This window comes from Amycolatopsis eburnea, assembly GCF_003937945.1.
Classification (GTDB): Bacteria; Actinomycetota; Actinomycetes; order Mycobacteriales; family Pseudonocardiaceae; genus Amycolatopsis; species Amycolatopsis eburnea.
The window spans coordinates 188,862-211,816 of sequence record NZ_RSEC01000061.1 but is presented as its reverse complement, the minus strand read 5'-3'; the positions used below and the strand labels follow the sequence as shown (position 1 = coordinate 211,816).

Here is a 22,955-nt window from a genome sequence, read left to right as displayed (position 1 = left end):
GCTGAATCTAACCGCCGGGCGCGCGGCGCGTCCCCCGATCACCCGGATGGCCGACGACGTCGGTCAGGTGTGCGCGAGCAGCCGCCCCAGCAGTTCGGGGTGCTCGGCCAGCCCCTGGCGCAGGGTGTGTTCCCGCAACGGCTTGAGGTCGCCGTACGGCTGGTTCGCCCAGTCCAGCGCGCCCTGCGGCGGCTCGGGGTCGTACTCGATGGCGAACTGGACGTTCGTCGCGACCTGCCGCCCGGCCAGCCGTTCCACCAGGTGCAGCGCCAGGTCGATGCCCGCGGACACCCCGGCGGCGGTGATCACGGAGCCGTCCTCGACCCACCGGCGCGCGACCGGCGTGGCCCCCAGCCCGGCGAGGACGTCGCGGAGCATCCAGTGCGTCGTCGCCTGCTTGCCTTCGAGGAGGCCCGCCGCGCCGAGGATCAGCGAGCCGGTGCAGACCGACGTCATCAGCTGCGCACTTTCGGCCGCGGTGCGCAGCCAGGCGAGGAGGCGCTCGTCGGCCATCGCGCGCAGCGTCGGCACGGTGCCACCGGGGACGAGCACCGCGTACGGCGCCGGGACCTCTTCGAAGGTGTGGCTCGGGGCGACCCGCAGCGGCGTGTCCGTGCCGACGGTGTCCGTGCTCGCGCCGACGACGACGGTCCGGTAGCCGGGATCCATCTGCGCGAGCGCGCTGAGCACCTGGAGCGGGCCCACCAGGTCGAGCGGCGTCAGCCCGGGGTAAACGACGAAGGCGAGGGTCTTCTGCTCATCGGTCATGCCCCCGACCATGGCGGGCCGGGACGGCGGGCGGGCCGCCGATGTCCGGATTCCTGCGAACCGCGTCCGAGCGCCGGGTCCGGCTGCTAGCGTTCGATCATGCCAGGGTCACCCAGACGGGTCGTGATCGTCGGGTACGCCGACGCCGAGCTGCTGGACATCGCGTGTCCCGCCGACGTGTTCGACGCGGCGAACCGGCTTGGCGCGCGGCCGCCGTACGAGCTCCAGCTGGCCTCGGTCGACGGGCACGGCATCCGCACCTGCGCCGGGCTCGTGCTGCAGCCGCACCTGCGGCTCGACCAGGTGGCGGGCGACCTCGACACGCTGGTCGTCGCGGGCGGCTGGGGCAGCCCGGCCGCGGCGGCCGACGAGCGCGTCCTCGCCCACGTCCGGCGGCTCGCGCGCACCAGCCGCCGGGTCGCGTCGGTCTGCACGGGCGCCGAGGTGCTCGCCGCGGCCGGCCTGCTCAACGGCCGCCGCGCGACCACCCACTGGCGCTACGCGGCCAAGCTCGCCCGGGAATACCCGGCGGTGACGGTGGACCCGGTGCCGCTGTACGTCCGCCACGGCAACGTCTACACGGCGGCGGGCGTGACGAGCGGGCTCGACCTGACGCTGTCGCTGGTGGAGGCCGACCACGGCCCGACGCTCGCCCGCGAGGCGGCCCGCGCGCTGGTCACGTACCTGCAGCGGCCCGGGAACCAGGCCCAGGTGAGCCTGTTCCTGTCCGGTCCCCCGCCGGAGCACCGCGAGGTCCGCGACCTCACCGCGTACATCGCCGAGCACCTCGACGAAGACCTGGGCACGCCGGCGCTCGCGGCCCGCGCGGGCATCAGCACCCGCCAGCTGACCCGGCTGTTCGACGCGCACCTCGGCACCACGCCGGGCCGGTACGTCCGCACGATCCGCACCGAGCAGGCGGCCCGCCTGCTGTCCGGCACGGACCTCCCGCTGGCCACGATCGCCCGCCGCTGCGGCTTCGGCTCGACGGAAACGCTGCGGCAGGCGTTCCTCGACCACTTCGACACCCCGCCGTCGGCGTACCGGCGGGTGCACGTCCGCCAGGCGTACGGCTGAGCCAACCGGACGAACCGGTCCGTCGGCGGCCCCTGGCGCGGGCGCCGGGATCCCGCTGTCAGGATGTGCGGGTGGACCGCCCCGACCTCGCCGACGACGACACCGGACCGATTCGCCGGGTGACGGACGAGCTGTCCCCTTCGCCGGGGCCCGGGACGTCCGGAACGCCGGGAACGCCCGGGAAACCGGCCCGCCGCACGCCCGAGGGAGCACGCCGCCGGACGGACACCGGCCCGCGGCGCGCGCCCGCCGAGACCGGCTCGCACCGGATCCCGGCCGAGACCGCGGCCCCTCGAACCGGTCGCCGCGCCGACACCGGCCCGCAGCGGGTTCCGGCCGCCGACCAAGCCGACACGGGGGCATCCCGCCGCGGGGACACCGCCGCCTCCCGCACCGGCCGCCGAGCCGACACCGCAGCTCCTCGTCGCAGCGACACCGGCCCCCAGCGAGTCCCCCCGGGCGACGCCGAACCGCCCCACCGAGGCGACACCGGCCCCCAGCGCGCCGCTCGCCGAGGCGACACCGGGCCCCAGCGAGTCCCGCGTGGCAGCAGGCCGCGCACTCCGGCGGAAACCACCCCCGCGGCCGAAACCGGCCACGGGCACGGGCACGGACATGGCCACGGCCCCGCCGCCCCCGCGTCCCGCCGGGTCAAGCTCCTCCTGATCTGGCTCCTCGCGCCGCTCGCCCTGGCCACCGTCGTCGGCATGATCGTGCTCTACCCCTGGGGCAAGGCCTCCCCGACCAGCGTCGTCCCCCAAGGCACGCCGGTGCACGCGAACATCACCGCCACCAGCACCGGCCCCTGCCTCGCGCAGGGCCAGGTGCAGGTCGGCGACCAGGCCGACCCGAACGCGAAGCCGTGCCTGACCGTCGACCTCACCATGACCGACGGGCCCGCGAACGGGAAGCAGCTCAAGCTGACCGTCCCGATCGAGCCCAGCACCCCGCGGTTCACCGCCGGGGACGCCGTCGTGCTCGCCTACAACGGCGGGAACGCCGCCGATCCCGCCAGTTTCCAGCTGGTCGACTTTCAGCGCGGGACGCCACTGCTCGTGCTGGCCGCGCTGTTCGCCATCGCGGTGCTCGTGCTCGGCCGGTGGCAGGGGGTCGCCGCGCTGGTCGCGCTCGGGCTGTCCTTCGTCGTCATCGCGCTGTTCATCCTCCCCGCCATCCTCGCCGGGGAGAACCCGCTGGTCGTGGCGATCGCCGGGGCGGGCGCGATCATGTTCATCGCGCTCTACCTGACCCACGGGCTGTCGGCGAGAACGTCCGCCGCCGTGCTCGGGACGCTCGTCAGCCTCGCGCTCATCGGGGTCCTCTCCGCGATCTTCTCCGCCGCGGCCTCGCTCACCGGCCTCGACGACAGCACCTCGACGCTCATCGGCTCGCTCGGCCACGGCATCGACGCGCGCGGGCTGCTGCTCGCCGGGGTCGTGATCGGCGCGCTCGGCGTCCTCGACGACGTCACCGTCACCCAGACCAGCGCCGTCTGGGAGCTGCGCCGCGCCAACCCGGACCTGACCTGGCAGGAGCTGTACCGCTCCGGCCTGCGGATCGGCCGCGACCACGTCGGCTCCGCGGTCAACACGCTCGTGATGGCCTACGCCGGGGCCGCGCTGCCGGTGCTGCTGTACTCGTCGATCTCCGGGGTCGGCCTGGGCGCGCTGCTCGGCAGCGAAGAAATCGCGCAGGAGATCATCCGCACGCTCGCGGGCAGCGTCGGCATCGTCGCGGCCGTCCCGGTGACGACGGTCCTGGCCGCGCTGATCGCCTCCCGCGAGCCGGCGGCGTACCTCAGCAGCACCACGAAGGCCGTTCCGTCCCACCCGTAACACCGGAGCACCCCGGCCGCGCCGGACCAGCGAGAACGCGGTAGGAAGGCGGCATGCTCCTGCTCGCCGGCCCACGGTTCCTGGTCCGCGGCACGCTGCGGGTGGTCACCGCCACCGTCCAGGCCGTGGAGTCGCTCCCGCGCATCGCGGCCGCCCTGGAGGACGTCCGGGCCACGCTGCACCACGTCGAGCGCCTCACCGCGTACATCGCGCAGGAGGTGCCGGAGCTGGTCTACCAGCTCGAGCAGCTGCGCGAGGCGGACGTCAGCCGAGAGTCGCCACGAACCGGCTGACCGCTTCCATCGTGAAGCGCTGCACGTACTTCCCCGACGGCGCCACCGACGCCAGCCGGTAGAGCGGGCGTTCCGCCACACCGGCGCCGCGCGCTTCCGCCTTCAGCTCGGCGACCAGCAGCTCCCCGAAGACGAGGCCGTTCGCCTCGGTGTTGTTCATCAGCGCGTTCGCCAGCTTCCGCAGCTGCAGGATGCCCAGCTCGCGGCCGCCGGTCCCGGAGAACACCGCGAGGTCGACCTTCGCGACCTTGCCGCGCTGCCCGGCGTTGACCAGCAGGCTGACCGTGCGGCTGCCCCGGACGTCGCCGACGACGAGGTCGAGCCGGGTCGCGGTGACCAGATCGACCCGGCGCAGGCCCCAGGTGCGCACGAGCAGCGTCGAGCCCTCCAGCCAGACGCGGCGCCGGATGCTGACCGCCATCACGTACAGCAGGGGCAGCGCGATCACGAGCGCGACGACCAGCCCGGTCACCGTGCCGCCGATCAGCCCGGCGACCCCGCCGAACGCCGCGGCCACGATGACCACGCCGATCAGGCCCGAGATCCCCCGGCGGCGGCGCCCGCGCGGGTCCTCCTCGAACAGCGCGACCCGCTCGGTCGGCTCGTCGGCCATGCTCACGCCCCCGTCCCGGCGAGGAACGGGTTGCCCACGCGTTCCCGGCCGATCGTCGTCGCCGGGCCGTGGCCCGGCAGCGCCACCGTGTCGTCCGGCAGGCCCGCCAGCAGCTCCCGCACCGCGCCCGCCACGTCGCCGCGGCCCACCGACCCGGCGAACAGCGTGTCGCCGGTCAGCGCGAGCCTGCCGCCTTCCGCCGTCTCCAGTACGAGCACCACCGAACCCGGGGTGTGCCCCGGCGCGGGCCGGACGTCGATGTCCAGCCCGGCGAAGGTCCCGGTCTCCAGCGGGAGGCTGGGCCCGTCGTGGAGCGGGGCGTCAGCCGGGTGCAGGTGCAGCGGGACGCCGTGCTCGGCCGACAGCGAAGCGGCCGAAGCGACGTGGTCGGGGTGCCCGTGGGTGGCCACCAGCGCCGCCGGGACCAGCCGGTGTTCGGCCAGCGCGGCGGCCAGCGGCGCGGCCACCTCCTGCCCCGGGTCCACGACCACGCACGGCCCGCCGGCGGCCTCCGCCAGCAGGTAGCAGTTGGCCTGCAGCGGGCCGCTGCCGAACCCGACGACGAGCACCGAACGCCTCCCGGACATCTGCGCCGGATGGCGCCGATCACGATCGGGTTGAGACTAGCGGGCCCTGTACATGGTCCTCACAGGCTGTGCCCATACACTGCCGCTACCTCAGACGTGTGACACGAGCGGAAACCTGGAGGGTACGGGGTGGCGACCAACCAGCAGCGCCGCGAAGCTGCGAAGCGCAAGCTCGAGAGGCAGCTCGAGCGCCGATTGGAGCAGCAGAAGCGACGCCGGAGGATCGGCGCCGGTGTCGTCGGCGTGGCGGTCCTCGTCGTCGCGGGCGTGGTGGTGTGGATCGTCAGCGCCAACGGCGGGGACAGCACCGACGCGGCCGCGTCGTCGTCGGCCACCCCGCCGCCGACCGAAGTCCAGATCCCGACGCAGCGCACCGCGCTGCCGAAGCGGGCCACGGCGCTGCCGAACCCGACGACGTGCGACTTCAAGGCCGACACGACGGGCAGCAAGGCGCCGAAGAAGGTGAACCCGCCGGACGGCAAGAACGTCCCGTCGACCGGCACGGTGAACGTGACGCTGAAGAGCACCGCGGGCGACATCCCGCTGACGCTCGACCGGTCGCTCGCGCCCTGCGCGGTGCAGAGCTTCATCAGCCTCGCGAAGCAGAACTTCTACAACGACACCATGTGCCACCGGCTCGGCACCGAAGGCCTGCAGATGCTGCAGTGCGGTGACCCGTCGGCCACCGGTGACCCGACGACCGACGGCCAGGGCGGCCCCGGCTACACGATGCCGGACGAGGCGTTCCCGGAGATCAAGTACGGCCGCGGCATCCTCGCCATGGCGAAGACGTCCGCCCCGAACTCCGGCGGCAGCCAGTTCTTCATGGTCTACGGCAACGCCGAGGGCCTCCCGGCGGACTACTCGGTGTTCGGCAGCATCAGCGACGAGGGCCTGAAGGTGCTCGACGCGGTCGCCAAGGCGGGCATCGCCAACCCGAACCCGCAGGACGGCACCGGGGCGCCGACCAAGCAGGTCAAGTTCACGGGCGTCACCGTCCAGTAGTGCCGCCCCGCTACGAGCTGAACGGGGATCCGCTCGGCCCGGACGCCGCGATCGCGGGAATGGTCTCCTACGGCCACTTCACCGCGATGCAGGTCCGGGACGGGCGGGTCCGCGGGCTCGCGCTCCACCTCGAACGGCTCGCAGCCAGTACCCGGCTGCTGTTCGGCACCGACCTCGACGCCGGCCTGGTGCGGTCGTACGTCCGGCAGGCGATCGCGGGCGAGCCGGCCCTTTCGGTGCGGGTCCTGGTCCTCACGCGCTCGCTCGCCGAGCCGATGCACCCGGAGATCCTCGTCCGGACGCTCCCGCCGCACCCGCCCGACCCGACGCCGTTGCGGCTGCGGACGGTGCGCTACGAGCGCGATCTGCCGCAGGTGAAGCACCTGGGCACGTTCGGGCTGATCCACCACTCCCGCCAGGCCGCGCTGGCCGGGTTCGACGACGCGCTGTTCGTCGACCACGCCGGGCGGATCAGCGAAGCGTCGATCTGGAACACCGGATTCCTCGACGGCGACACGGTCGTGTGGCCGGAAGCCGCGGTGCTGCCCGGGATCACGATGCTGCTGCAGAAAGAAGCCTTGCGACGGCTAGGCGTGCCGCAGGAGACGCGCGAAGTCCGGCCCGCCGACCTCCGCGACTTCGACGCCGTGTTCGTGACGAACTCCGAAACTCCCGGCCGTCCGGTCGCCGCCGTGGACGACCTGGTCCTGCCGCCCGCGGACCGCGCCGTGGAATTGCTCGCGAAGGCCTACGAAACCGTTCCCTGGGACGAGATCTGAACCGCGGCCGCACCGGCCCCGTGTAAGGGGGCAACACCGGAACCCGCCGGGGTCGCCGGGGAGAGGTGCCGACCATGGCCGAAAACCGGGCTTCCGCGGTGCGCCGCGTCCTCGGGCGGGCCGGGCAAGCCGGCGCCGCCGGCGTCCTCTTCGCCGTGCTCGCCGGGGGTCCGGCGCTCGCGCAGACCGAGCCGCCCCCGCCGTCGGTCAAGTACTTCATCGTGCCGCACGCCGACAACCCGGACGACATCACGCTGTTCAAGATCGCCGAACGCGCGCTCGGCGACGGGAACCGCTTCCCGGAGATCTTCCGGCTCAACCAGGGCAGACCCCGGCCCGACGGCACGCCGTTCACCGACGCCACGCGGATCGAGCCCGGCCAGGTACTCCAGCTGCCCGACGACGCCCAGGACCCCGCCGTGCGGTTCGGTCCGCTGCCGGCCGCTCCTCCCCCGGCGCCCGCCCCCGTGGTGGCCGAAGCGCCGTCCGGGGTCGGCGTCGGGCTGGCGTCGGCCGTCAGCGGCTCCGGTGGCCTGCTGACCGGCCTGCTCGCCGGGCTCTGGTGGCGGCGACGGCCGCAGCTCGTCCCGCCACCGCCGTTCGAACCGGTTGCCGGCGACGAGGACGACGGCAGCGGCTCGGTCAGCGGCACGCTGCCGATCCCGGTCGTGCCGGAGGTGCTGCGGCCGGAACCGATCACGGCCGAGCACTCGATCATCGTCCTCGACACCGCCGAAACGCAGGTGATCGCCGCCGTCCGGCCGGGCTCGCGGTTCCACTTCAAGCTGGGCGGGCCACCCGATTTCGCCGACGGCTCGACCGTGCTCGTCGTCGACGACGACGGGCGGTGACCGGCCCTGCGCTGAACGGCTCAACCGGCGCCGGAACTCTGGTCACGGCCCGCCGGTCCCGCAATAGTCGAACGATGACCTCGGATCCGTTCGGGACCCTGCGCAAGGCGCTGTGGATCGGCGGCGCCCCATGGACCGGGAAGTCCACGGTCGCGCGCCTGCTGGCCGATCGCCACGGGCTGACCACCTACCACCACGACGACCGCGCGCGCCCCGCGACCGCGCCCGGCGACACCCCGGCCGGCGAACAGCTGACCGCGGTGCTGGCGGAGTTCGAGCAGCGGTTCCAGCGGGCACTGGACGAACTGCGCGCGTGGGAGTCCCCACGTCCGATCGTCGCCGAAGGCGGGGGCCTGCACCCGGAACTGGTGGCCCCGCTGGTGGATTCCCCGCGCCGGATGGTGGTGCTCGTGCCGACCGAGCTGTTCCGCCAGCACCAGCTGCGCCACCGGCCGGACGAGCCCACGATCCCGGAGCAGCGGAGCCGGCTGACGCGCGACCGGATGCTGGCCGCGCAGGCGGTCCGCTCGGCGCGGGCCCGCGGCATCCGGGTCATCGAAATCGACGGCAGGCTCGATCCGGCGGGCGTCACCGACGTCGTCGCCGAGCACTTCCGCGAGTACCTGGACGCCTGATTCCCGCTCGGCGCGGGGAAATCAGCGGAAGGTGAAGCGCGGCGGGCGGCGCTCGAGGAACGCGGCGACGCCCTCCGCGTAGTCCTCGCCGTGCAGGGCTTCGGAGCGGATCTCCTCGACTTCCGCGTCCGAGGTCTCCTGGCCGGCGACGATCTTCTCGATGATGCGGTTCATCCCGCGGATCGAGGCCTGGGACCGCGAGCACAGCGTCGCGAGGAACTCCGCCGTCGAGGATTCGAGCGATTCCGCCGGGAAGACGTCGTTGAGCAGGCCGATTTCGCGGGCCCGGCCCGCGGTGATCAGCTCACCCGAAAGCAGGAAGTACTTGGCGTGCGCGGGGCCGATCAGGGACACCAGCTGGCGCGTCGAGTCGAAGTGGTAGACGATGCCGAGCTTCGCCGGGGTGATGCCGAACCGCGAACCCTCCGCGGCGAAGCGGAAGTCGCAGGCGACCGAGACCTGGCAGCCGCCGCCGATGCAGTTGCCCTGGATGATCGCGACCGACGGCTTGCGCATCGAGGTCAGCGCCGCGACCGCGCCCTCGACCGCCTTGTCGTAGCTCGCCGCGCCCTCCGCCGTCGTGCGCAGCTCGCCGAATTCGCTGATGTCGGCGCCCGCCGAGAAGTGCTTGCCCGCGCCCGCGATCACCAGCACCTTCAGCGCCGGGTCGGCCTCCACCTCGGCCACCACGTCCGGGATCGCCGACCACATGCCGTAGGTGATGGCGTTCATCTTCTCCGGCCGGGTGAAGGTCAGCCGCGCGACCTCGCCGTCGCGCGTCAGCTGGAATCCGTCGGTCATGAACCGCACCCTAGCTTCTCGCCCTCAGCGAAACCTGCGGTGTGTGACGTGGTCGTGTCGCTAGCTTGGGGTCCATGGCGGTCATCGAGGCAGGCGGGACAGCGTTCGGGTACGACGAAGCGGGAGAGGGGCCCGCGGTCGTGCTGCTGCACACGGCGATCGGCGATCGCCGCATGTGGGACGCCCAGTTCACCGCGCTCGCCGCCACGCACCGGGTGATCCGCTACGACCGCCGCGGCTTCGGCGAAACCGCCGACGGCCCCGGCGAGTTCGCCCACTACGAGGACCTGCTGGCCCTGCTCGATGCCCGGGGGATCGAGCGGGCCGCGCTGGTCGGGGCGTCCATGGGCGGGGCGTGCGCGCTGGACGCCGCCCTCGCCGCGCCGGAGCGGATCACCCGGATCGCCCTGCTCGGCTCGGGCCTCACCGGGCACGAGTGGCCGGACCACATGCAGGCCGACATCGCCCGCCTCACGGCCGAGATCATGCCGCCCGAGCGGCTCGCCCGCTACCGCGCCCGCGAAGGCGACGTCGACCCGGCGGACGTGCGGGCGATGGCGGACGCCAACATCCGGTACCTGGTCGCCGGCCCGTCCCGGGACGTGTCGGTGCTGCCGGCCGGGATGCTGGCGCTGGTGCGGGAAATGTGCGAGCAGGTGTACCGGCACGACTGGACGGCTCCACAGTGGACGGAGCGGATCCCGGACACCCGCCACCGGCTGGCCGAGATCACGACGCCGGCGCTGGTGGTGATCGGGACGGCCGACGCGCCCGGCCTGATCGAGCTTTCCGAGCACCTGGCGGAGTCCTTGCCGGACGCGGAACTGGTCGAGCTGGCCGACACGGGTCACCTGCCGTCGATGGAACGCCCGGAGGAAGTCACCGCGCTGCTGCGCAAGTTCCTTTAGCACCTGCCCCGAGCGCCCCAATGTGGCGTTGGTTGCGTCAGACGCACCGAACGCCACATTGGGTGCGCTGGACGCACCGAACGCCACATTGGGGCGCATGAGCCGGGCCGGGGCCGAAGCGTCCGGAAAGGACTCAGGTGAAGATCTTCTGCACCTGGTCGGAAATCTTCGCCACCAGCTCCGAGACCTGCGCCAGCCCGCCCAGCAGGCCCTTCACCTTCTCCCACCGGCTGCGCACCACCGCGGGCTCGGCGTCGCCGGCGCGGAGGTCGGCCGTCAGGTCGGTCAGCGTGTCCTCCAGCACCTCCTGCTTCGCCAGCTCCTTGCCGCGCACCTCGGCCGTCAGGCGCTCGACGAGCTCCAGCAGCGACGAGACCGCGGCCTCTCCCCCGCCGCCGTCGACGCCGGTCTGGGTGATGTCGCCCGAGTTGTCGCCGCCGATGCTGACCTTGTTCGAAATCCGGTGTCCCATCAGGCCTCCGTCCTGGTCGCTTCCTCGGGCTTGCCGGGCGGGCGGCGGCGCCGGTCGCCGCGCACCCCGGTCTGGGTGATCGGGGCGCGGTTGTCGCCCTCGATGGTGATGTCGTTGTTGATCACGACCGCCGCCTGCTCGTCGAACTTGGCCGTCGAGAACCCGGCGTCGCCGAGGAGCTTGCCGATCGCCGGCAGGAGGCGGCTTTCGATGATCTTTTCGTAGCGTTCGATGTCGACGAGCTGGAAGTAGTCCGTGAACAGGTTGACCGATCCCAGCTCCCGCAGCGTTTTCGCGGTGCCGTAGCGGTCCGGGTCGAGAACCCCGGGCTCGCGGCCGGGGCGGCGGATCCACGACGCGAGGTTCGCGATCCGGACCGGCAGGCTCGCCGGCATCTCCAGCCACGCCAGCAGTCCTTGGCCGAACGGGCGCAGCGAGTCCGGCCGCATCTTGTCCACCGCGCGGTACTCCGCCTTGACCGGCGGCAGCATGAACGGCGTCCACTCGACGTACAGCGTCGTGTCGTCCACGGCGACGTGCAGGAACGTCGTCAGCACGAGCTCCCGGTCCCAGGTCTCGACCTGGAAGCAGAGGTAGTAGCGCGCCCATTCCTTCGGCTCGGTCCGGAGCTGCCCGACGTGCGCCTCGGTCAGCCGCGTGTGCGGTGGATGCTCGATGTCCGGCAGGTAGGCCGCCGCTTCCGGTTCCGCCAGGTGGTCGATGAGCTCGGCGGCCGGGGTGAACACGGCCTCGGTCACGGTGAGCGCGGCCAGCCGGCGGTCCGGGGACAACGCGCTGGAGTTTCGCAGGTTCCCGATCGCCGTGCGGATCCCGTCGTACAGCGCTTCGGTGGTCAGCTCCGGCCGGGGGTCCGGGGCGTCTTCGACGCGCTCCAGCGGGATCGCCATGGACCAGGCCGCGCGCCGGAACCCGGCGCCCACGAAGGGGTTGTAGCCGCGGTACACCACCAGCGGCGCGCCGGGGGCACCCGCGAATTCGTCGTCCCGCCGGAACCGGCCGAGCTGCTCGCGGAAGTCTTCGGTGAACGCGCCGGTGAGGCTGCCGGTGTCGGGCGACGGCGGGGCGAGGCGCCGGAAGCGGCTCGTCAGCAGGTTCCACAGCGACCACCGCTCGATCGTCACCACCACGAGCACCACCACGGCGAGCACGATGCCGACGACGAGCCGGGCCGTGTCGCCACCCGAGGTTTCGTCGTAGTAGTCCTCGTACTGCGCGGCGTACCGGCTGCGGTCGTCGTCGAAGAGCACGTCCGCGTAGGTCAGCAGCAGCCAGACTGCCACGATGGAAAGGCCGATCACGACGAGTGTCTTCGGGTTGAAGGTGCGCTGCGTCGCGTAGGCGGTCTTGCCCGCCCGCGCCGCCACGAGCAGGACCGAGAGCACGATCCAGGCGTACAGCAGCACGTTGTCCCACGACAGCGAGACGACGACGGCCATCAGCAGCACCAGGATCGCGTCGTAGTTCTTCCGGCGCGCCCTCGCCCGCACCGCCTCGGTGAGCACGCGGCCCGCGTCGATCCCCGGCGACGCCGGGACCGGCCGGGTGGGCTCGACGAGGAATTCCTTGATCGCCCGGGTGCTGTAACCGGGGTCGAGGTAGGACGCTGCGCACAAGTACCGCGTGGTGTCGTCGGACATGCTGCTCCCTCCGGCGCAACCCGCGCATTTCCGGCCCACCTGCAATTTGCAGACCGTAGCATGCGCCCGCCGATTCCGGGGACGGTATTTACACCCTCGTCCCCCGGTTCCGGGAATCGTCGAAGGACAATTCCCGGACACGTCACGACAACAACTTCGCGGTCAGTTCCCCGCGGCTGCGGACGCCGGTCTTGCCGAACACCGACTTCAGGTGGTCCTGCACCGTGTGGGCCGAGATGGCCAGCCGCTCCGCGATGTCCACTGTGGACAGACCGGCGAGCACCTCGCGGCACACGTCGCGCTCGCGGGCGGTCAGGCCGTAGGCCGCGAACAGCACGCTCAGCAGCTCGGCGCCCGAAGCGCGGCCGACGGTCACCACCGTCTCGCCGCCGTCGTCCCCGGCCACCAGCCGGCCGGCGTGCAGCAGGATCCAGCCGCCGTGGGCGTCTCGGACCCGCGCGCGGAACGTCCCCGTCGCCGCGGCGCGGGCGCCGACCACCACGGCGCGCACCAGCACCGCGAACCGGCCGGGCGCGATTTCGTCCACTTCGGACCGCCAGCGCTCGGCCGCCGCGGTGGCGGCGCGCTGCCTGCCGTCCGGGCCGACGACCACGATCGCCGGTTCCGCGGGCTCCCCCGCGCCGCGCGTGCGCGCCGCCACCCGCGTCGCCGCGGCCAGTGCCGGGGCGACCGACGTCAGGAACTCGACCTCGCGGTCGCTGAACTCCCCGCACCGGACCAGGCCCGCCGCGGCCCAGCACGTGCCGTCGACGCGGAACACCGCGCGCAGCTCGTGGCCCAGCCCCAGCGGCCGCCACACCTCGGCGAGCCGCCCGCTGCGCTCGGCGTCGCGGCGCGGCAGGTCCGACAGCCGCGCCACCGGCACCGGCCGCCGGGCCAGCTCGGCGAAGGTGTGGGGCTGCCGTCCGTCGTACTCGTAGGTCGCCAGCAGCGGCTCGTACTCGCCGGGGATGCGGGCCCGGCCGCTGGTCATCGAGCTGATCACCGCGGTGTCCGGGTCGAGCGACGCCCAGCACGCGAGCTCCGCGGGGACCACGCGGTCGACCAGCTCGATGGCGGCGGCGTGCAGCTCGGCGACGCCGAGGCCCGCCGTCGCGAGCGCGGCGACCTCCCGCCGCACACCCTGCGCCCGGCCCTCCCACATGGACGCAGTATGCGCGCACCGCGCGGCCCCGCGGTATCCCGGAATCCGGGGATACCGCGCCGCTCCCCCGGTTCCTAGCGTCGGCGGCATGACCCACTTCAGCGCACCGGGCGCCGGCCCGGAACTCGACACCGGCGACGCGCGGATCACCGTCAAGATCGGCGCGGAGCACACCGGGGACGCCTTCGAGGTGTTCGAAGTCGACGCCCCGCGCGGGCCGTCCGTCCCGCCGCACGCCGACCCCTGGGCGAAGGCCTTCTACGTGCTGCACGGGCGGATCACCGTCTACGTCGACGGCGAACTGCACGACCTCGGCCCCGGCGCGTCGATCAGCGTCCCGGCGGGCGCGGTCAACACGTTCACCGTGCACACGCCCTCGGCGCAGTTCCTGGCGGTCAGCCTGACCGGCGGCATGGGCCGCTTCTTCCGCGACGTCGACCGGGCCGGCCCTGAGCAGGCCCCCGAAATCGCCGCGCGGCACCAGATCGAGTTCGCGTCGTGAACGCCGTGGCGCAGGTCTTCGCGGGCGTCGCCGTGCTGGTGCACCTGCTGGCGTTCACCTGGGAAGTGCTGCTGTTCGAACGCCGGGGCGTGCACGAGGGCATCTTCCGGATCCCCTCGGCGAACCTGCCCGCGACCCGGTTGTGGTCGTTCAACGTCGGCTTCTACAACCTGTTCCTCGCCGCGGGCCCGGTGACCGGGCTGGTCCTGCTGCACACGGGCGACGCCGTCGCGGGCCGTGCCCTGGTGCTCTACTGCTGCGCGTTCATGCTCCTGGCCGGGATCGCGCTCGGCGTGTCCGACGTGCTCGCCCTCAGCCGTCCCCGCGGCGCCGGCCGGGGCGGCGCGCTCGCCCAGGCGCTCCCGCCGCTGGGCGCGCTGGTCGCGGCGCTGTTCTAGCCGGACCCGGTGCGCTCGATCAGCTGCTCGCTCCACTCCCGGATGGCCGCGGCCTGCCCGGGGGTGAGCCGGTCGAGGACGAGCCTGCGGACGTTGCCGCCGTGGGCGCGGGTGGCGCGCTCCGCCGTCCGGCGGCCTTCGGCGGTCAGCTCGACGCCGGTGCGGCGGCCGGTCGCGCCGTCCTCGGCCCGCGCCACCAGGCCGCGGTTCTCCATCCGCGTGAGCAGGTGCGAGACGCGGCTCTTCTCCCAGTCGAGCGCGTCGGCCAGCTCGCCGACGCGCATCGGCGCGCTCAGCGTCATCAGCACGCTGAACTCGGCCTTCGAGATGCCGCAGTCGCGTTGCAGCCCCCGGTCGAGTTCGCGGACGAGCAGGCGCTGGGCGCGCATCCAGGTGTCCCAGAACGCCCAGTCCTCGGTGCTCAGCTCCGCCATGCCGTCAGTCTACGCTAGAGTTGACACGTCAACTCTTGGGGAAGGACACCGATGAAGACCTTGGTTCAGGGCGGCGTGGTGCTCAGCATGGATCCCGGCGTGGGCACGCTCCCGCGCGGCGACGTGCTCGTCGAAGACGGCCGCATCGCCGCCGTCGCCCCCGCGCTCGACGCCGGCGGCGCCGAAGTCGTCGACGCCACCGGCAAGATCGTCCTGCCCGGCTTCGTGGACACCCACCGCCACACCTGGCAAACGGCGTTCCGCGGGGTCGGCGCCGGCTGGACGTTCGACCAGTACCGCACCGCCGTGCACGGCACGCTCAAGCCGCACTACCGGCCGGAAGACGTCTACCTCGGCACCCTGCTCGGCCGCCTGGAAGCGCTCGATTCCGGCGTCACGACCATGCTCGACTGGTTCCACTGCGCCACCGCCCCGGAGAACGCCGACGCCGCGATCCAGGCCCTGCACGACGCACCCGGCCACGCGATCTTCTGCTACGGCGCCGACGGGCCGGACATCGAGCCGGAGATCCGGCGCGTGCGGAACCTGCTGCCGGGCGACGACATGGCGCTGGGCCTGCACGGACCCGTGCTGTCCACAATGGACGAGACCGCGGCGGACGTCGCGCTGGCGCGGGAACTCGGGCTCCCGGTGAGCACGCACGTCCACGGAACTGGTGGCTGGCGGCACGGCGACCGGCCGATCGCCGGGATGGCCGAGCGCGGCCTGCTCGACGACCGCACGACGATCGTGCACGGCAACGGCCTGTCCGACGACCAGCTGGCGATGCTCGCCGACGCGGGTGCTTCGGTGTCGATCAGCCCGGACGTCGAGCTGAAGATGGGCTTCGAGCCGGTTGTCGCCGGCCGGGCGCTGGCCGCCGGGCTGCGGCCGTCGCTGTCGATCGACGACTGCCCGTCCGCCGGCGGCGACCTGTTCGGGGCAATGCGCACGCTGTTCGCGGTGGAGCGCGGCATCCCGCCGCGGGACGTCCTGGCGTTCGCCACCGTGGACGGCGCGCGGGCCTGCGGGCGCGGTGCCCGGACCGGCAGCCTGACCGCCGGCAAGGACGCCGACCTGGTCCTGCTCGACGCCGAGGACCTGTCGGTCTTCCCCGTCGGCGACCCGGCGGGCACGCTCGTCTCGGCCGGTCACCCGGGGCTCGTCGACAGCGTCTTCGTCGCCGGCGAACCGGTCAAGCGCGACGGGCGGCTGCTCGGCGTCGACCTGCCGGCCCTGCGCGCCCGGCTGCGGGCATCGCGCGACCGGATCGCCGCGGCCGCCGGGATCGCCGTCGACGGGTCGTGGGTGCCCTAGGAAGCCGACGTCACGCGGTAGACGTCGTAGACGCCTTCCACCCCGCGGACCACCTTGAGGACGTGGCCGAGGTGCTTCGGGTCGCCCATCTCGAACGAGAAGCGGCTGACCGCGACCCGGTCGCGGGACGTGGTCACCGAGGCCGAGAGGATGTTGACCTTCTCGTCGGCCAGCACCTTGGTGACGTCCGACAGCAGCCGGTGCCGGTCGAGCGCCTCGACCTGGATGGCCACCAGGAACACCGACGACGCCGAGGGCGCCCACTCGACCTCGACCAGCCGCTCGGGCTGGGACTGCAGGTCACCGGCGTTCGTGCAGTCCGTGCGGTGCACCGAAACGCCGCCGCCGCGGGTCACGAACCCGAGGATCTCGTCGCCCGGCACCGGGGTGCAGCAGCGCGCGAGCTTCGCCCAGACGTCGCTGGCGCCCTTGACCACGACGCCGACGTCGTTGGAGCCGCGGCGGCGGGTCACCGTGGACGGCGTGGCGCGCTCGGCGAGCTCCTCCTCCGCCGCGTCGACCCCGCCGATCAGCGCGACCAGCCGCTGGACGACGTGCTTCGCGCTGGTGTGGCCCTCGCCGACCGCCGCGTACAGCGACGAGATGTCCGCGTGCCGCAGCTCGGTGGCGACCGCGCCCATCGACTCCGCGGAGACCAGCCGCTGGATCGGCAGGCCGACCTTGCGGATCTCCTTGGTGATGGCTTCCTTGCCGCCTTCGATCGCCTCGTCGCGGCGTTCCTTGGCGAACCACTGCCGGATCTTCGCGCGCGCCTTGGGCGAACCGGCGAACTGCAGCCAGTCCCTGCTGGGGCCCGCGTTCTCCGCCTTCGACGTGAAGATCTCGACGACTTCGCCGTTCTCCAGCTTCCGCTCGAGCGCGACCAGGCGGCCGTTGACGCGGGCGCCGATGCAGCGGTGCCCGACCTCGGTGTGCACGGCGTAGGCGAAGTCGACCGGCGTCGACTCCACCGGCAGCGTGATCACGTCGCCCTTCGGCGTGAACACGAAGATCTCGCGCGAGGCCAGCTCGTAGCGCAGGGACTCGAGGAAGTCACCCGGGTCCGCCGCCTCGCGCTGCCAGTCGAGGAGCTGGCGCATCCACGCCATCTCGTCGACGTCCATCGCGTTGCCGTTGTGCGTGCCCTTGGTTTCCTTGTACCGCCAGTGCGCGGCGATGCCGTATTCGGCGGTGCGGTGCATCTCGTAGGTGCGGATCTGCACCTCGAGGGGCTTGCCGTCCGGGCCGATCACCGTCGTGTGCAGCGACTGGTAGACGCCGAAGCGCGGCTGTGCGATGTAGTCCTTGAACCGGCCGGGCACCGGCTGCCACAGCGCGTGCACGACACCCATCGCCGCGTAGCAGTCGCGGACGTCCTCGACCAGGATCCGGACGCCGACCAGGTCGTGGATGTCGTCCAGGTCGCGGCCGCGGACGATCATCTTCTGGTGGATCGAGTAGTAGTGCTTCGGCCGCCCCTCGACCTTCGCGGTGATCCGCGACGAGACGAGGTTGCTGGTCAGGTCGGTGATGACCGAGCGCAGGTAGATGTCCCGGGAGGGCGCGCGGTCGGCGACCAGGCGCACGATCTCGTCGTACTTCTTGGGCTGCAGGATCGCGAACGCGAGGTCTTCCAGCTCCCACTTGACCGTGGCCATGCCCAGGCGGTGGGCCAGCGGGGCGAGCACTTCGAGCGTTTCGCGGGCCTTGCGGGCCTGCTTCTCCGGCGGCAGGAAGCGCATGGTGCGCATGTTGTGCAGCCGGTCGGCGAGCTTGATGACCAGCACGCGCGGGTCTTTGGCCATCGCGATGACCATCTTGCGGATGGTCTCGGCCTCGGCGGAGGTGCCGAGCTTGACCTTGTCCAGCTTCGTGACGCCGTCGACGAGTTCCGCGACCTTCTCGCCGAAGTCGGCCTTCAGGCTCTCGACGGCGTAGCCGGTGTCCTCGACCGTGTCGTGCAGCAGCGCCGCGACCAGGGTCGTGGTGTCCATGCCCAGCTCGGCGAGGATGGTCGCGACGGCGAGCGGGTGGGTGATGTAGGGGTCGCCGGACTTGCGCCGCTGGTTCCGGTGCAGCTCCTCGGCGACGTCGTAGGCGCGCTGGAGCAGCCCGAGGTCGGCGTTGGGGTGCAGCTCGCGGTGGATGACGGCGAGGGGCTCGAGGACCTGCTTGACCGGGGCGGCGCGCTGCGCGGTGATCCGCCGGGCGAGGCGCGCCCGGACCCGCCGGGTCGCGGACGGGTTCGGCGCCGCGCCGTTCGGCTTCGGCGACGCGGGCTGTGCCGCCGCCTGCCCGTTCTGCTGGGCGCCCTGTTTCGGGGGCACCGCGGCGTCGAGCTCCTGGCTCACCCGCACCTCCTGCTGCTCGTGCGGCCTTCGGACCACCAGGGTAGCCGTTGCGCCTCGTGGTCCTGTCGGGTGCGCCCGTTCAGGGGGATGGCGAGGCCTCTACCAGCAGCTTTGCATTCTGGGTGACCCACCACCCCGATGCCCGATTGTGACTACGGACGGTTCGGGCTTCGGATCGGGGTTGCGGGGGGGGCCTGGGTGGCGTGCGGTGCGGGTTGAGTGCCGGCCGTCCGGTTAGCGCTCTCAACAGGTCTTTAGGGCGTGGACCTTGCGGTCGCCGAGGATCTCGCGGCCGCCGAGGCCGCCCAGCTCCAGGACCACCGACACGCCGTCGACCACGGCTCCCGCGTCCTCCAGGAGCTTGCCCGTCGCCGCGACCGTGCCGCCCGTGGCCAGGACGTCGTCCAGGATCGCGATGCGCTGGCCGGGCCGGACGACGCCCGCGGGCAGCTCGACCGTGGCCGTGCCGTACTCCAGTGCGTAGTCCACCCGGCCTGCCACCTGGGGAAGCTTGCCCGGCTTGCGGATCAGCACCACGCCGAGGCCGCGGGCGTACCCGACGGCCGCGGCGAGGAGGAACCCGCGGGCTTCCACGCCCGCGAGTGCCTCCACGCCGGGCTCCAGCGATTCCGCCAGCGCGTCGGTGACCGCCTTGAACGCGGCCGCGTCCGCGAAGAGCGGGCTCAGGTCGCGGAACAGGACGCCGGGCTCTGGGAAGTCCGGCACCTCGGCGATCAGGCCGAGGGCGTCGTCCAGCCGCACGTCAGCGCTTCCGCTTGCCGGACGGCTTGCCCTGCGGGCGCTGCTTCTGGATCCGGGCGGGGACGCTGGCCGCGGCCGCGTACGCCTTCTCCTTGCGCAGCTCCTTGGCCAGTTCGTCGTCGTCCGTGGCGTCGAAGTCCGCCTCGCCCGCCGCCTTGCGCTCCTGGTTGGCGCGGCGCTGGCGGACGCGCTCGGCCTGCTGCGCGTACTTCGGGTCGCGCATCTTGAAGTCGACCAGCAGCGGCGTGGCCAGCGCGACCGACGACAGGACGCCGACCAACGTACCGGTGAGCTGCACCAGCGCGAGGTCCTGCAGCGTGCCCGAGCCGAGCAGCACGTACCCGACGATCAGCAGGCCCAGGATCGGCAGCAGCGCGATGAACGCGGTGTTGAACGACCGCATCAGGGTCTGGTTCAGCGCCAGGTTGGCGGCCTCGCCATACGTGCGGCGGGTCAGCCCGAGCAGGCCGCGCGTGTTCTCGCGGACCTTGTCGAACACCACCACCGTGTCGTAGAGCGAGAACCCGAGGATCGTCAGCAGGCCGATCACGGTCGCCGGCGTGACCTCGAAGCCGACCAGCGAGTACACGCCGGCGGTGACCAGGATGTCGTGCAGCAGCGAGATCAGCGCCGCCAAGGCCATCCGCGCGTCGAAGTAGATCGCCAGGAAGATGACCACAGCGACGAGGAACACCCCGAGCGCGATCAGCGCCTTCTGCGAGATCTCCCCGCCCCAGGACGCGCTCACCGCGCTGTCGCTGATCGTCTGCGCGCTGGGCTGGCCGTTGCCCGCCTTCGGGCCGAGGTCGGTGAACAAGCCCTGCTTGAGCTTGGCGACGTCGGCCGCGTTCAGCGTGTCGGTGCGGATCTGGATGGTCGCCGCGTTGCCGGTGCCGACCTTCTGCGCTTCCGCGGCCGGGCGGCCGAGCGCCTTCTGGAACGACTCCTTCGCCTGCTCCTCGGTGATCACGCCGTGGATGCCGTTGGCGGGCATCTGGATCTGCGTGCCGCCCTCGAACTCGATGCCGAGGTTGAAGCCGCGGAACACCATCGACGCGAGGCACACCAGCACCAGCGCGCCGAAGAAGACGTACCAGCGCTTGCGCTTGCCGACGACGTCGAACGCGCCGGTGCCGACGTACAGCCGGTGGAAGACGCTTTCCTTCTTGCCGGGCTTGGCCGCCACCTTGGCGTTGCCCTCGGCGTCCGTGCCCAGTTCTTCGACCCCCACGTCAGGCCTCCTTCACGTTCGCGCGGCCGACCGAGGTCGCCTTCTTCCGCTGCGAACCCAATTGCTGCACGGCGCCGAGACCCAGGTGCCTCGGATTGGACAGGAACGCGTTCTTCGACGTGGACACCATGGCCACCAGCGGGTGCGTCACCAGGTACACGACCACCAGGTCGAGCACCGTGGACATGCCGAGGGTGAACGCGAAGCCCTGGACGTCGCCGACCGCGATGACGTACAGGATGGCCGCGGCCAGGAAGCTCACCGCGTCCGAAGCCAGGATGGTGCGCCGGGCGCGGACCCAGCCGCGCGGCACCGCGGACCGGAACGTCCGGCCCTCCCGGATCTCGTCCTTGAGCCGTTCGAAGTAGATGACGAACGAGTCCGCCGTGATACCGATGGCGATGATCAGGCCGGCGATGCCCGCGAGGTCCAGCGTGTAGCCAATCCAGCGGCCGAGCAGCACCAGCACCGCGAACACCAGCGCGCCGGACAGGGCCAGCGACAGGATCGTGAGCACGCCGAGCAGCCGGTAGTAGAACAGGCAGTAGACGAACACGACCAGCAGGCCGATGCCGCCGGCGATCAGCCCGGCCTGCAGCGACGCGAGGCCCAGGGTCGCCGACACGGTGGTCGCGTCCGAAGAGGCGAACGACAGCGGCAGCGAGCCGTACTTGAGGATGTCCGAGAGGTCCTTCGCCTCGGACTGCGTGAACTTGCCGGTGATCTGGGTGTTGCCGTCGAGGATGGCCACCTGGATGTTCGGCGCGGACACGACCTGCGTGTCGAGGACGAACGCGGCCTGCTGGCCGGTGTTCTTCGAGGTGAAGTCGGCCCAGGTCTTGGTGCCGTCGGCCTTGAAGCTGAGGTTCACCACCCACTGGCCGCGCTGCTGGTCGTAGCCCGAGTTCGAGTCGGCGATCTCGGTGCCCGGCAGGAACTCCGGCTCCAGCAGGTACTTGTACGTGTCGTGGTCACCGCAGGCGACCAGCGGCAGCTTCGGGTCGTCGTTGCCCTCGAGGGGGTCCTTGGCGTTCGGCGCGCAGGTCAGCGACGCCATCGCCTTCGCGACGAGCTCCTGGTTCGCCTGGCCGTCGGCGCCGATCAGCTTCGGGTCCTGGCGCAGCGCCTTCGCGGCCTGGATCTCCTTCGCGGTCTCGGCGTCGACCGAGCCGTCCGAAGGGGCCGGGGCCTGGCTCGACGGCGGCGGCGTGGCGCTGCTGCTCGGGGCGGCCGGGGTGCTGCTCTGCTGCTGCGCGGGCGCGGCGGCGGCACCGCCACCACCGGCGGCCGGGCTCGACGGCGGCGCGCTCGACGAGGCGGGCGGCGCGGAGCTGCTCGGCGCACCCGACGTCGGCGTGCCGGTGGCCGGCGGCGGGGTCGTCGTCTGCGGCGGCACGACCGGCTGCGTCGCGTTCGCGACGACCTTCCGGAAGCCCAGCTTCGCGGTCTTGCCCAGGTTCTTCGCCTGGTCGCCCTGCTCGCCGGGGACCGTGATGACGACGTTGTTGCCGTCGAGGAGGACCTCGGTGCCGCTGACGCCGATCCCGTTGACGCGCCGTTCGATGATCTGGCGCGCCTGGTTCAGGGACTCCCGCGTCGGCTGGCCGCCGTCGGGGGTGCGGGCGGTGAGCGTGACCCGGGTGCCGCCCTGCAGGTCGATGCCCAGCTTCGGGGTCGGCTTGTGGTTGCCGGTGAGGAACACCAGCGCGTACAAGACGATCACGATCAGGGCGAACAGGGCGAGATAGCGTCCCGGGCGGAGATGCCCGGCTGAAGCTGCCACAGTGCTTCGGTCTCCTCGGACGGGGTGGACCCCAACGTTGCGGTGCCCGCCCGGAGGGTTACCGGGAGGGACTGTGTGCGATTCACTCCCGGGCACGGGTATGACGGCGGACACGCACGCAGCACCGAGACACTACTCGGTGCTGCGTGAGCCCGGCGTTGCAGGCCACACCGACTTTCGTCGGGGCTTCCGGCGCGTGCCCGGGAGGGAACGCGGGGTTACTTCTTGCCGTGCTCCAGCGGCGGCGCCACCTGCGCGGTGGTCTGCGGCTCTTCGGTCTTGACGCCGGCGTCGGAATCGATGATCGACTCCTCGGCGGGGGTCTCCGCGTCGTCGGCGGAGTCCTCGTCGGTCTCGACGACGGGCTCGACCTTCTCGCGGACCGCGAGCCGCAGCCAGGTGGTGACGACGCCGGGGGCGATCTCGATGTCGATCGTGGTGTCGCCGGTGGCGTCGGCCACGGTGCCGTAGAGACCCGAGGTGGTCATCACGCGGTCACCGGGCGCCAGGCTGCTCTGCAGTTCCTGCTGCGCGGCCTGCTGCTTCTTCTGCTTCCGCGTGCTCATCACCAGCGGCACGGCGAGGACGAGCACGAGCAGCAGGGGCAGCAATAGCTGTTGCATGATTCTCCGTTCGACGGACACCGGGCCCAGCCGAAATGTCCGGTTTTTGGGTATGTGCTCCTGTCAAGTGTGCCAGGTACCAGCGCGGACGCCAGCACCCACCCGCC

Annotated in this window: 24 protein-coding genes; 11 read left to right on the top strand and 13 right to left on the bottom strand. The window is 72.3% G+C overall.

The features are described 5' to 3' along the window. Positions 1 to 63: 63 nt before the first annotated feature. A complete protein-coding gene (locus EIY87_RS40370) occupies positions 64 to 768 on the bottom strand; it encodes a DJ-1/PfpI family protein (RefSeq protein WP_191984449.1) in 705 nt (234 codons plus the stop codon). Between the two features lie 99 nt (positions 769 to 867). On the opposite strand from EIY87_RS40370, the gene EIY87_RS40365 reads away from it, so the two are divergent. The 3 genes from EIY87_RS40365 (at position 868) to EIY87_RS40355 (ending at position 3,973) form a co-directional block, all read left to right on the top strand. After that, positions 868 to 1,845, top strand: a complete 978-nt coding sequence (locus tag EIY87_RS40365; RefSeq protein ID WP_125315235.1) for a GlxA family transcriptional regulator — start codon at positions 868 to 870, stop codon at positions 1,843 to 1,845. 71 nt (positions 1,846 to 1,916) lie between these two features. Next, the gene (locus EIY87_RS40360) at positions 1,917 to 3,680 is read left to right on the top strand and encodes a YibE/F family protein (protein WP_125315234.1); all 1,764 of its coding nucleotides are present in this window, start codon (positions 1,917 to 1,919) and stop codon (positions 3,678 to 3,680) included. A 53-nt stretch (positions 3,681 to 3,733) separates the two neighbouring features. After that, a complete protein-coding gene (locus EIY87_RS40355) occupies positions 3,734 to 3,973 on the top strand; it encodes a hypothetical protein (RefSeq protein WP_125315233.1) in 240 nt (79 codons plus the stop codon). Here EIY87_RS40355 and EIY87_RS40350 read toward each other — a convergent pair. Both EIY87_RS40350 and EIY87_RS40345 read right to left on the bottom strand, forming a co-directional pair. Beyond that, the gene (locus EIY87_RS40350; RefSeq protein WP_125315232.1) at positions 3,945 to 4,586 is read right to left on the bottom strand and encodes a hypothetical protein; all 642 of its coding nucleotides are present in this window, start codon (positions 4,584 to 4,586) and stop codon (positions 3,945 to 3,947) included. The genes EIY87_RS40355 and EIY87_RS40350 overlap by 29 nt on opposite strands. 2 nt (positions 4,587 to 4,588) lie before the next feature. After that, complete coding sequence (locus tag EIY87_RS40345) at positions 4,589 to 5,155, bottom strand: MBL fold metallo-hydrolase (protein ID WP_125315578.1); 567 nt, start codon at positions 5,153 to 5,155, stop codon at positions 4,589 to 4,591. A 147-nt stretch (positions 5,156 to 5,302) separates the two neighbouring features. On the opposite strand from EIY87_RS40345, the gene EIY87_RS40340 reads away from it, so the two are divergent. The 4 genes from EIY87_RS40340 to EIY87_RS40325 all read left to right on the top strand — a co-directional run bounded on the left by EIY87_RS40340 (position 5,303) and on the right by EIY87_RS40325 (position 8,443). Continuing rightward, on the top strand, positions 5,303 to 6,178 hold the full coding sequence (locus EIY87_RS40340; RefSeq protein WP_125315231.1) for a peptidylprolyl isomerase: 876 nt from the start codon (positions 5,303 to 5,305) through the stop codon (positions 6,176 to 6,178). Then, entirely contained in the window at positions 6,178 to 6,957 is a 780-nt protein-coding gene (locus tag EIY87_RS40335; protein WP_125315230.1) for an aminotransferase class IV, read from the top strand. Before EIY87_RS40340 ends, EIY87_RS40335 begins: the two co-directional genes overlap by 1 nt. A gap of 74 nt (positions 6,958 to 7,031) precedes the next feature. After that, a complete protein-coding gene (locus tag EIY87_RS40330) occupies positions 7,032 to 7,808 on the top strand; it encodes a hypothetical protein (protein ID WP_125315229.1) in 777 nt (258 codons plus the stop codon). Positions 7,809 to 7,882: 74 nt separating this feature from the next. Next, complete coding sequence (locus tag EIY87_RS40325; protein ID WP_125315228.1) at positions 7,883 to 8,443, top strand: DEAD/DEAH box helicase family protein; 561 nt, start codon at positions 7,883 to 7,885, stop codon at positions 8,441 to 8,443. A 21-nt stretch (positions 8,444 to 8,464) separates the two neighbouring features. Here the strand turns inward: EIY87_RS40325 and EIY87_RS40320 are convergent, their stop codons facing one another. Then, positions 8,465 to 9,244: an enoyl-CoA hydratase-related protein gene (locus tag EIY87_RS40320; RefSeq protein WP_191984448.1), complete on the bottom strand. Its 780-nt coding sequence runs from the start codon at positions 9,242 to 9,244 to the stop codon at positions 8,465 to 8,467. A 74-nt stretch (positions 9,245 to 9,318) separates the two neighbouring features. Here EIY87_RS40320 and EIY87_RS40315 point away from each other — a divergent pair, with 74 nt between their 5' ends. Continuing rightward, on the top strand, positions 9,319 to 10,152 hold the full coding sequence (locus EIY87_RS40315) for an alpha/beta fold hydrolase (protein ID WP_125315226.1): 834 nt from the start codon (positions 9,319 to 9,321) through the stop codon (positions 10,150 to 10,152). 133 nt (positions 10,153 to 10,285) lie between these two features. Here the strand turns inward: EIY87_RS40315 and EIY87_RS40310 are convergent, their stop codons facing one another. The 3 genes from EIY87_RS40310 to EIY87_RS40300 form a co-directional block, all read right to left on the bottom strand. Next, a complete protein-coding gene (locus EIY87_RS40310; protein ID WP_125315225.1) occupies positions 10,286 to 10,624 on the bottom strand; it encodes a hypothetical protein in 339 nt (112 codons plus the stop codon). Next, on the bottom strand, positions 10,624 to 12,282 hold the full coding sequence (locus EIY87_RS40305; protein ID WP_125315224.1) for a hypothetical protein: 1,659 nt from the start codon (positions 12,280 to 12,282) through the stop codon (positions 10,624 to 10,626). The genes EIY87_RS40310 and EIY87_RS40305 overlap by 1 nt, the downstream gene beginning before the upstream one ends. Positions 12,283 to 12,424: 142 nt before the next feature. After that, complete coding sequence (locus EIY87_RS40300; RefSeq protein WP_125315223.1) at positions 12,425 to 13,447, bottom strand: helix-turn-helix transcriptional regulator; 1,023 nt, start codon at positions 13,445 to 13,447, stop codon at positions 12,425 to 12,427. Between the two features lie 88 nt (positions 13,448 to 13,535). On the opposite strand from EIY87_RS40300, the gene EIY87_RS40295 reads away from it, so the two are divergent. Beyond that, positions 13,536 to 13,949: a cupin domain-containing protein gene (locus EIY87_RS40295; RefSeq protein ID WP_191984447.1), complete on the top strand. Its 414-nt coding sequence runs from the start codon at positions 13,536 to 13,538 to the stop codon at positions 13,947 to 13,949. Beyond that, positions 13,946 to 14,347: a DUF1304 domain-containing protein gene (locus EIY87_RS40290; protein WP_125315221.1), complete on the top strand. Its 402-nt coding sequence runs from the start codon at positions 13,946 to 13,948 to the stop codon at positions 14,345 to 14,347. Before EIY87_RS40295 ends, EIY87_RS40290 begins: the two co-directional genes overlap by 4 nt. Here EIY87_RS40290 and EIY87_RS40285 read toward each other — a convergent pair. Then, positions 14,344 to 14,781: a MarR family winged helix-turn-helix transcriptional regulator gene (locus EIY87_RS40285; RefSeq protein ID WP_125315220.1), complete on the bottom strand. Its 438-nt coding sequence runs from the start codon at positions 14,779 to 14,781 to the stop codon at positions 14,344 to 14,346. The genes EIY87_RS40290 and EIY87_RS40285 overlap by 4 nt on opposite strands. Positions 14,782 to 14,832: 51 nt before the next feature. On the opposite strand from EIY87_RS40285, the gene EIY87_RS40280 reads away from it, so the two are divergent. Then, positions 14,833 to 16,098, top strand: coding sequence for an amidohydrolase family protein (locus tag EIY87_RS40280; RefSeq protein ID WP_125315219.1), 1,266 nt, complete (start codon positions 14,833 to 14,835; stop codon positions 16,096 to 16,098). On the opposite strand, the gene EIY87_RS40275 is transcribed toward EIY87_RS40280, so the two are convergent. The 5 genes from EIY87_RS40275 to yajC all read right to left on the bottom strand — a co-directional run bounded on the left by EIY87_RS40275 (position 16,095) and on the right by yajC (position 22,848). Then, positions 16,095 to 18,449, bottom strand: coding sequence for a RelA/SpoT family protein (locus tag EIY87_RS40275; protein ID WP_125315218.1), 2,355 nt, complete (start codon positions 18,447 to 18,449; stop codon positions 16,095 to 16,097). The genes EIY87_RS40280 and EIY87_RS40275 overlap by 4 nt on opposite strands. Positions 18,450 to 18,692: 243 nt before the next feature. Beyond that, positions 18,693 to 19,211 (bottom strand): adenine phosphoribosyltransferase, encoded by a 519-nt coding sequence (locus EIY87_RS40270; RefSeq protein WP_125315217.1) that lies wholly within the window; start codon positions 19,209 to 19,211, stop codon positions 18,693 to 18,695. A 1-nt stretch (position 19,212) separates the two neighbouring features. Next, positions 19,213 to 20,442: a protein translocase subunit SecF gene (gene secF, locus EIY87_RS40265; RefSeq protein WP_125315216.1), complete on the bottom strand. Its 1,230-nt coding sequence runs from the start codon at positions 20,440 to 20,442 to the stop codon at positions 19,213 to 19,215. A gap of 1 nt (position 20,443) precedes the next feature. Further along, the gene (gene secD / locus EIY87_RS40260) at positions 20,444 to 22,225 is read right to left on the bottom strand and encodes a protein translocase subunit SecD (protein ID WP_191984446.1); all 1,782 of its coding nucleotides are present in this window, start codon (positions 22,223 to 22,225) and stop codon (positions 20,444 to 20,446) included. Positions 22,226 to 22,443: 218 nt separating this feature from the next. After that, positions 22,444 to 22,848 carry a preprotein translocase subunit YajC gene (gene yajC / locus EIY87_RS40255; protein ID WP_191984445.1) on the bottom strand — a complete coding sequence of 135 codons (405 nt, stop codon included), beginning with the start codon at positions 22,846 to 22,848 and terminating at the stop codon, positions 22,444 to 22,446. Between the last annotated feature and the right edge of the window lie 107 nt (positions 22,849 to 22,955).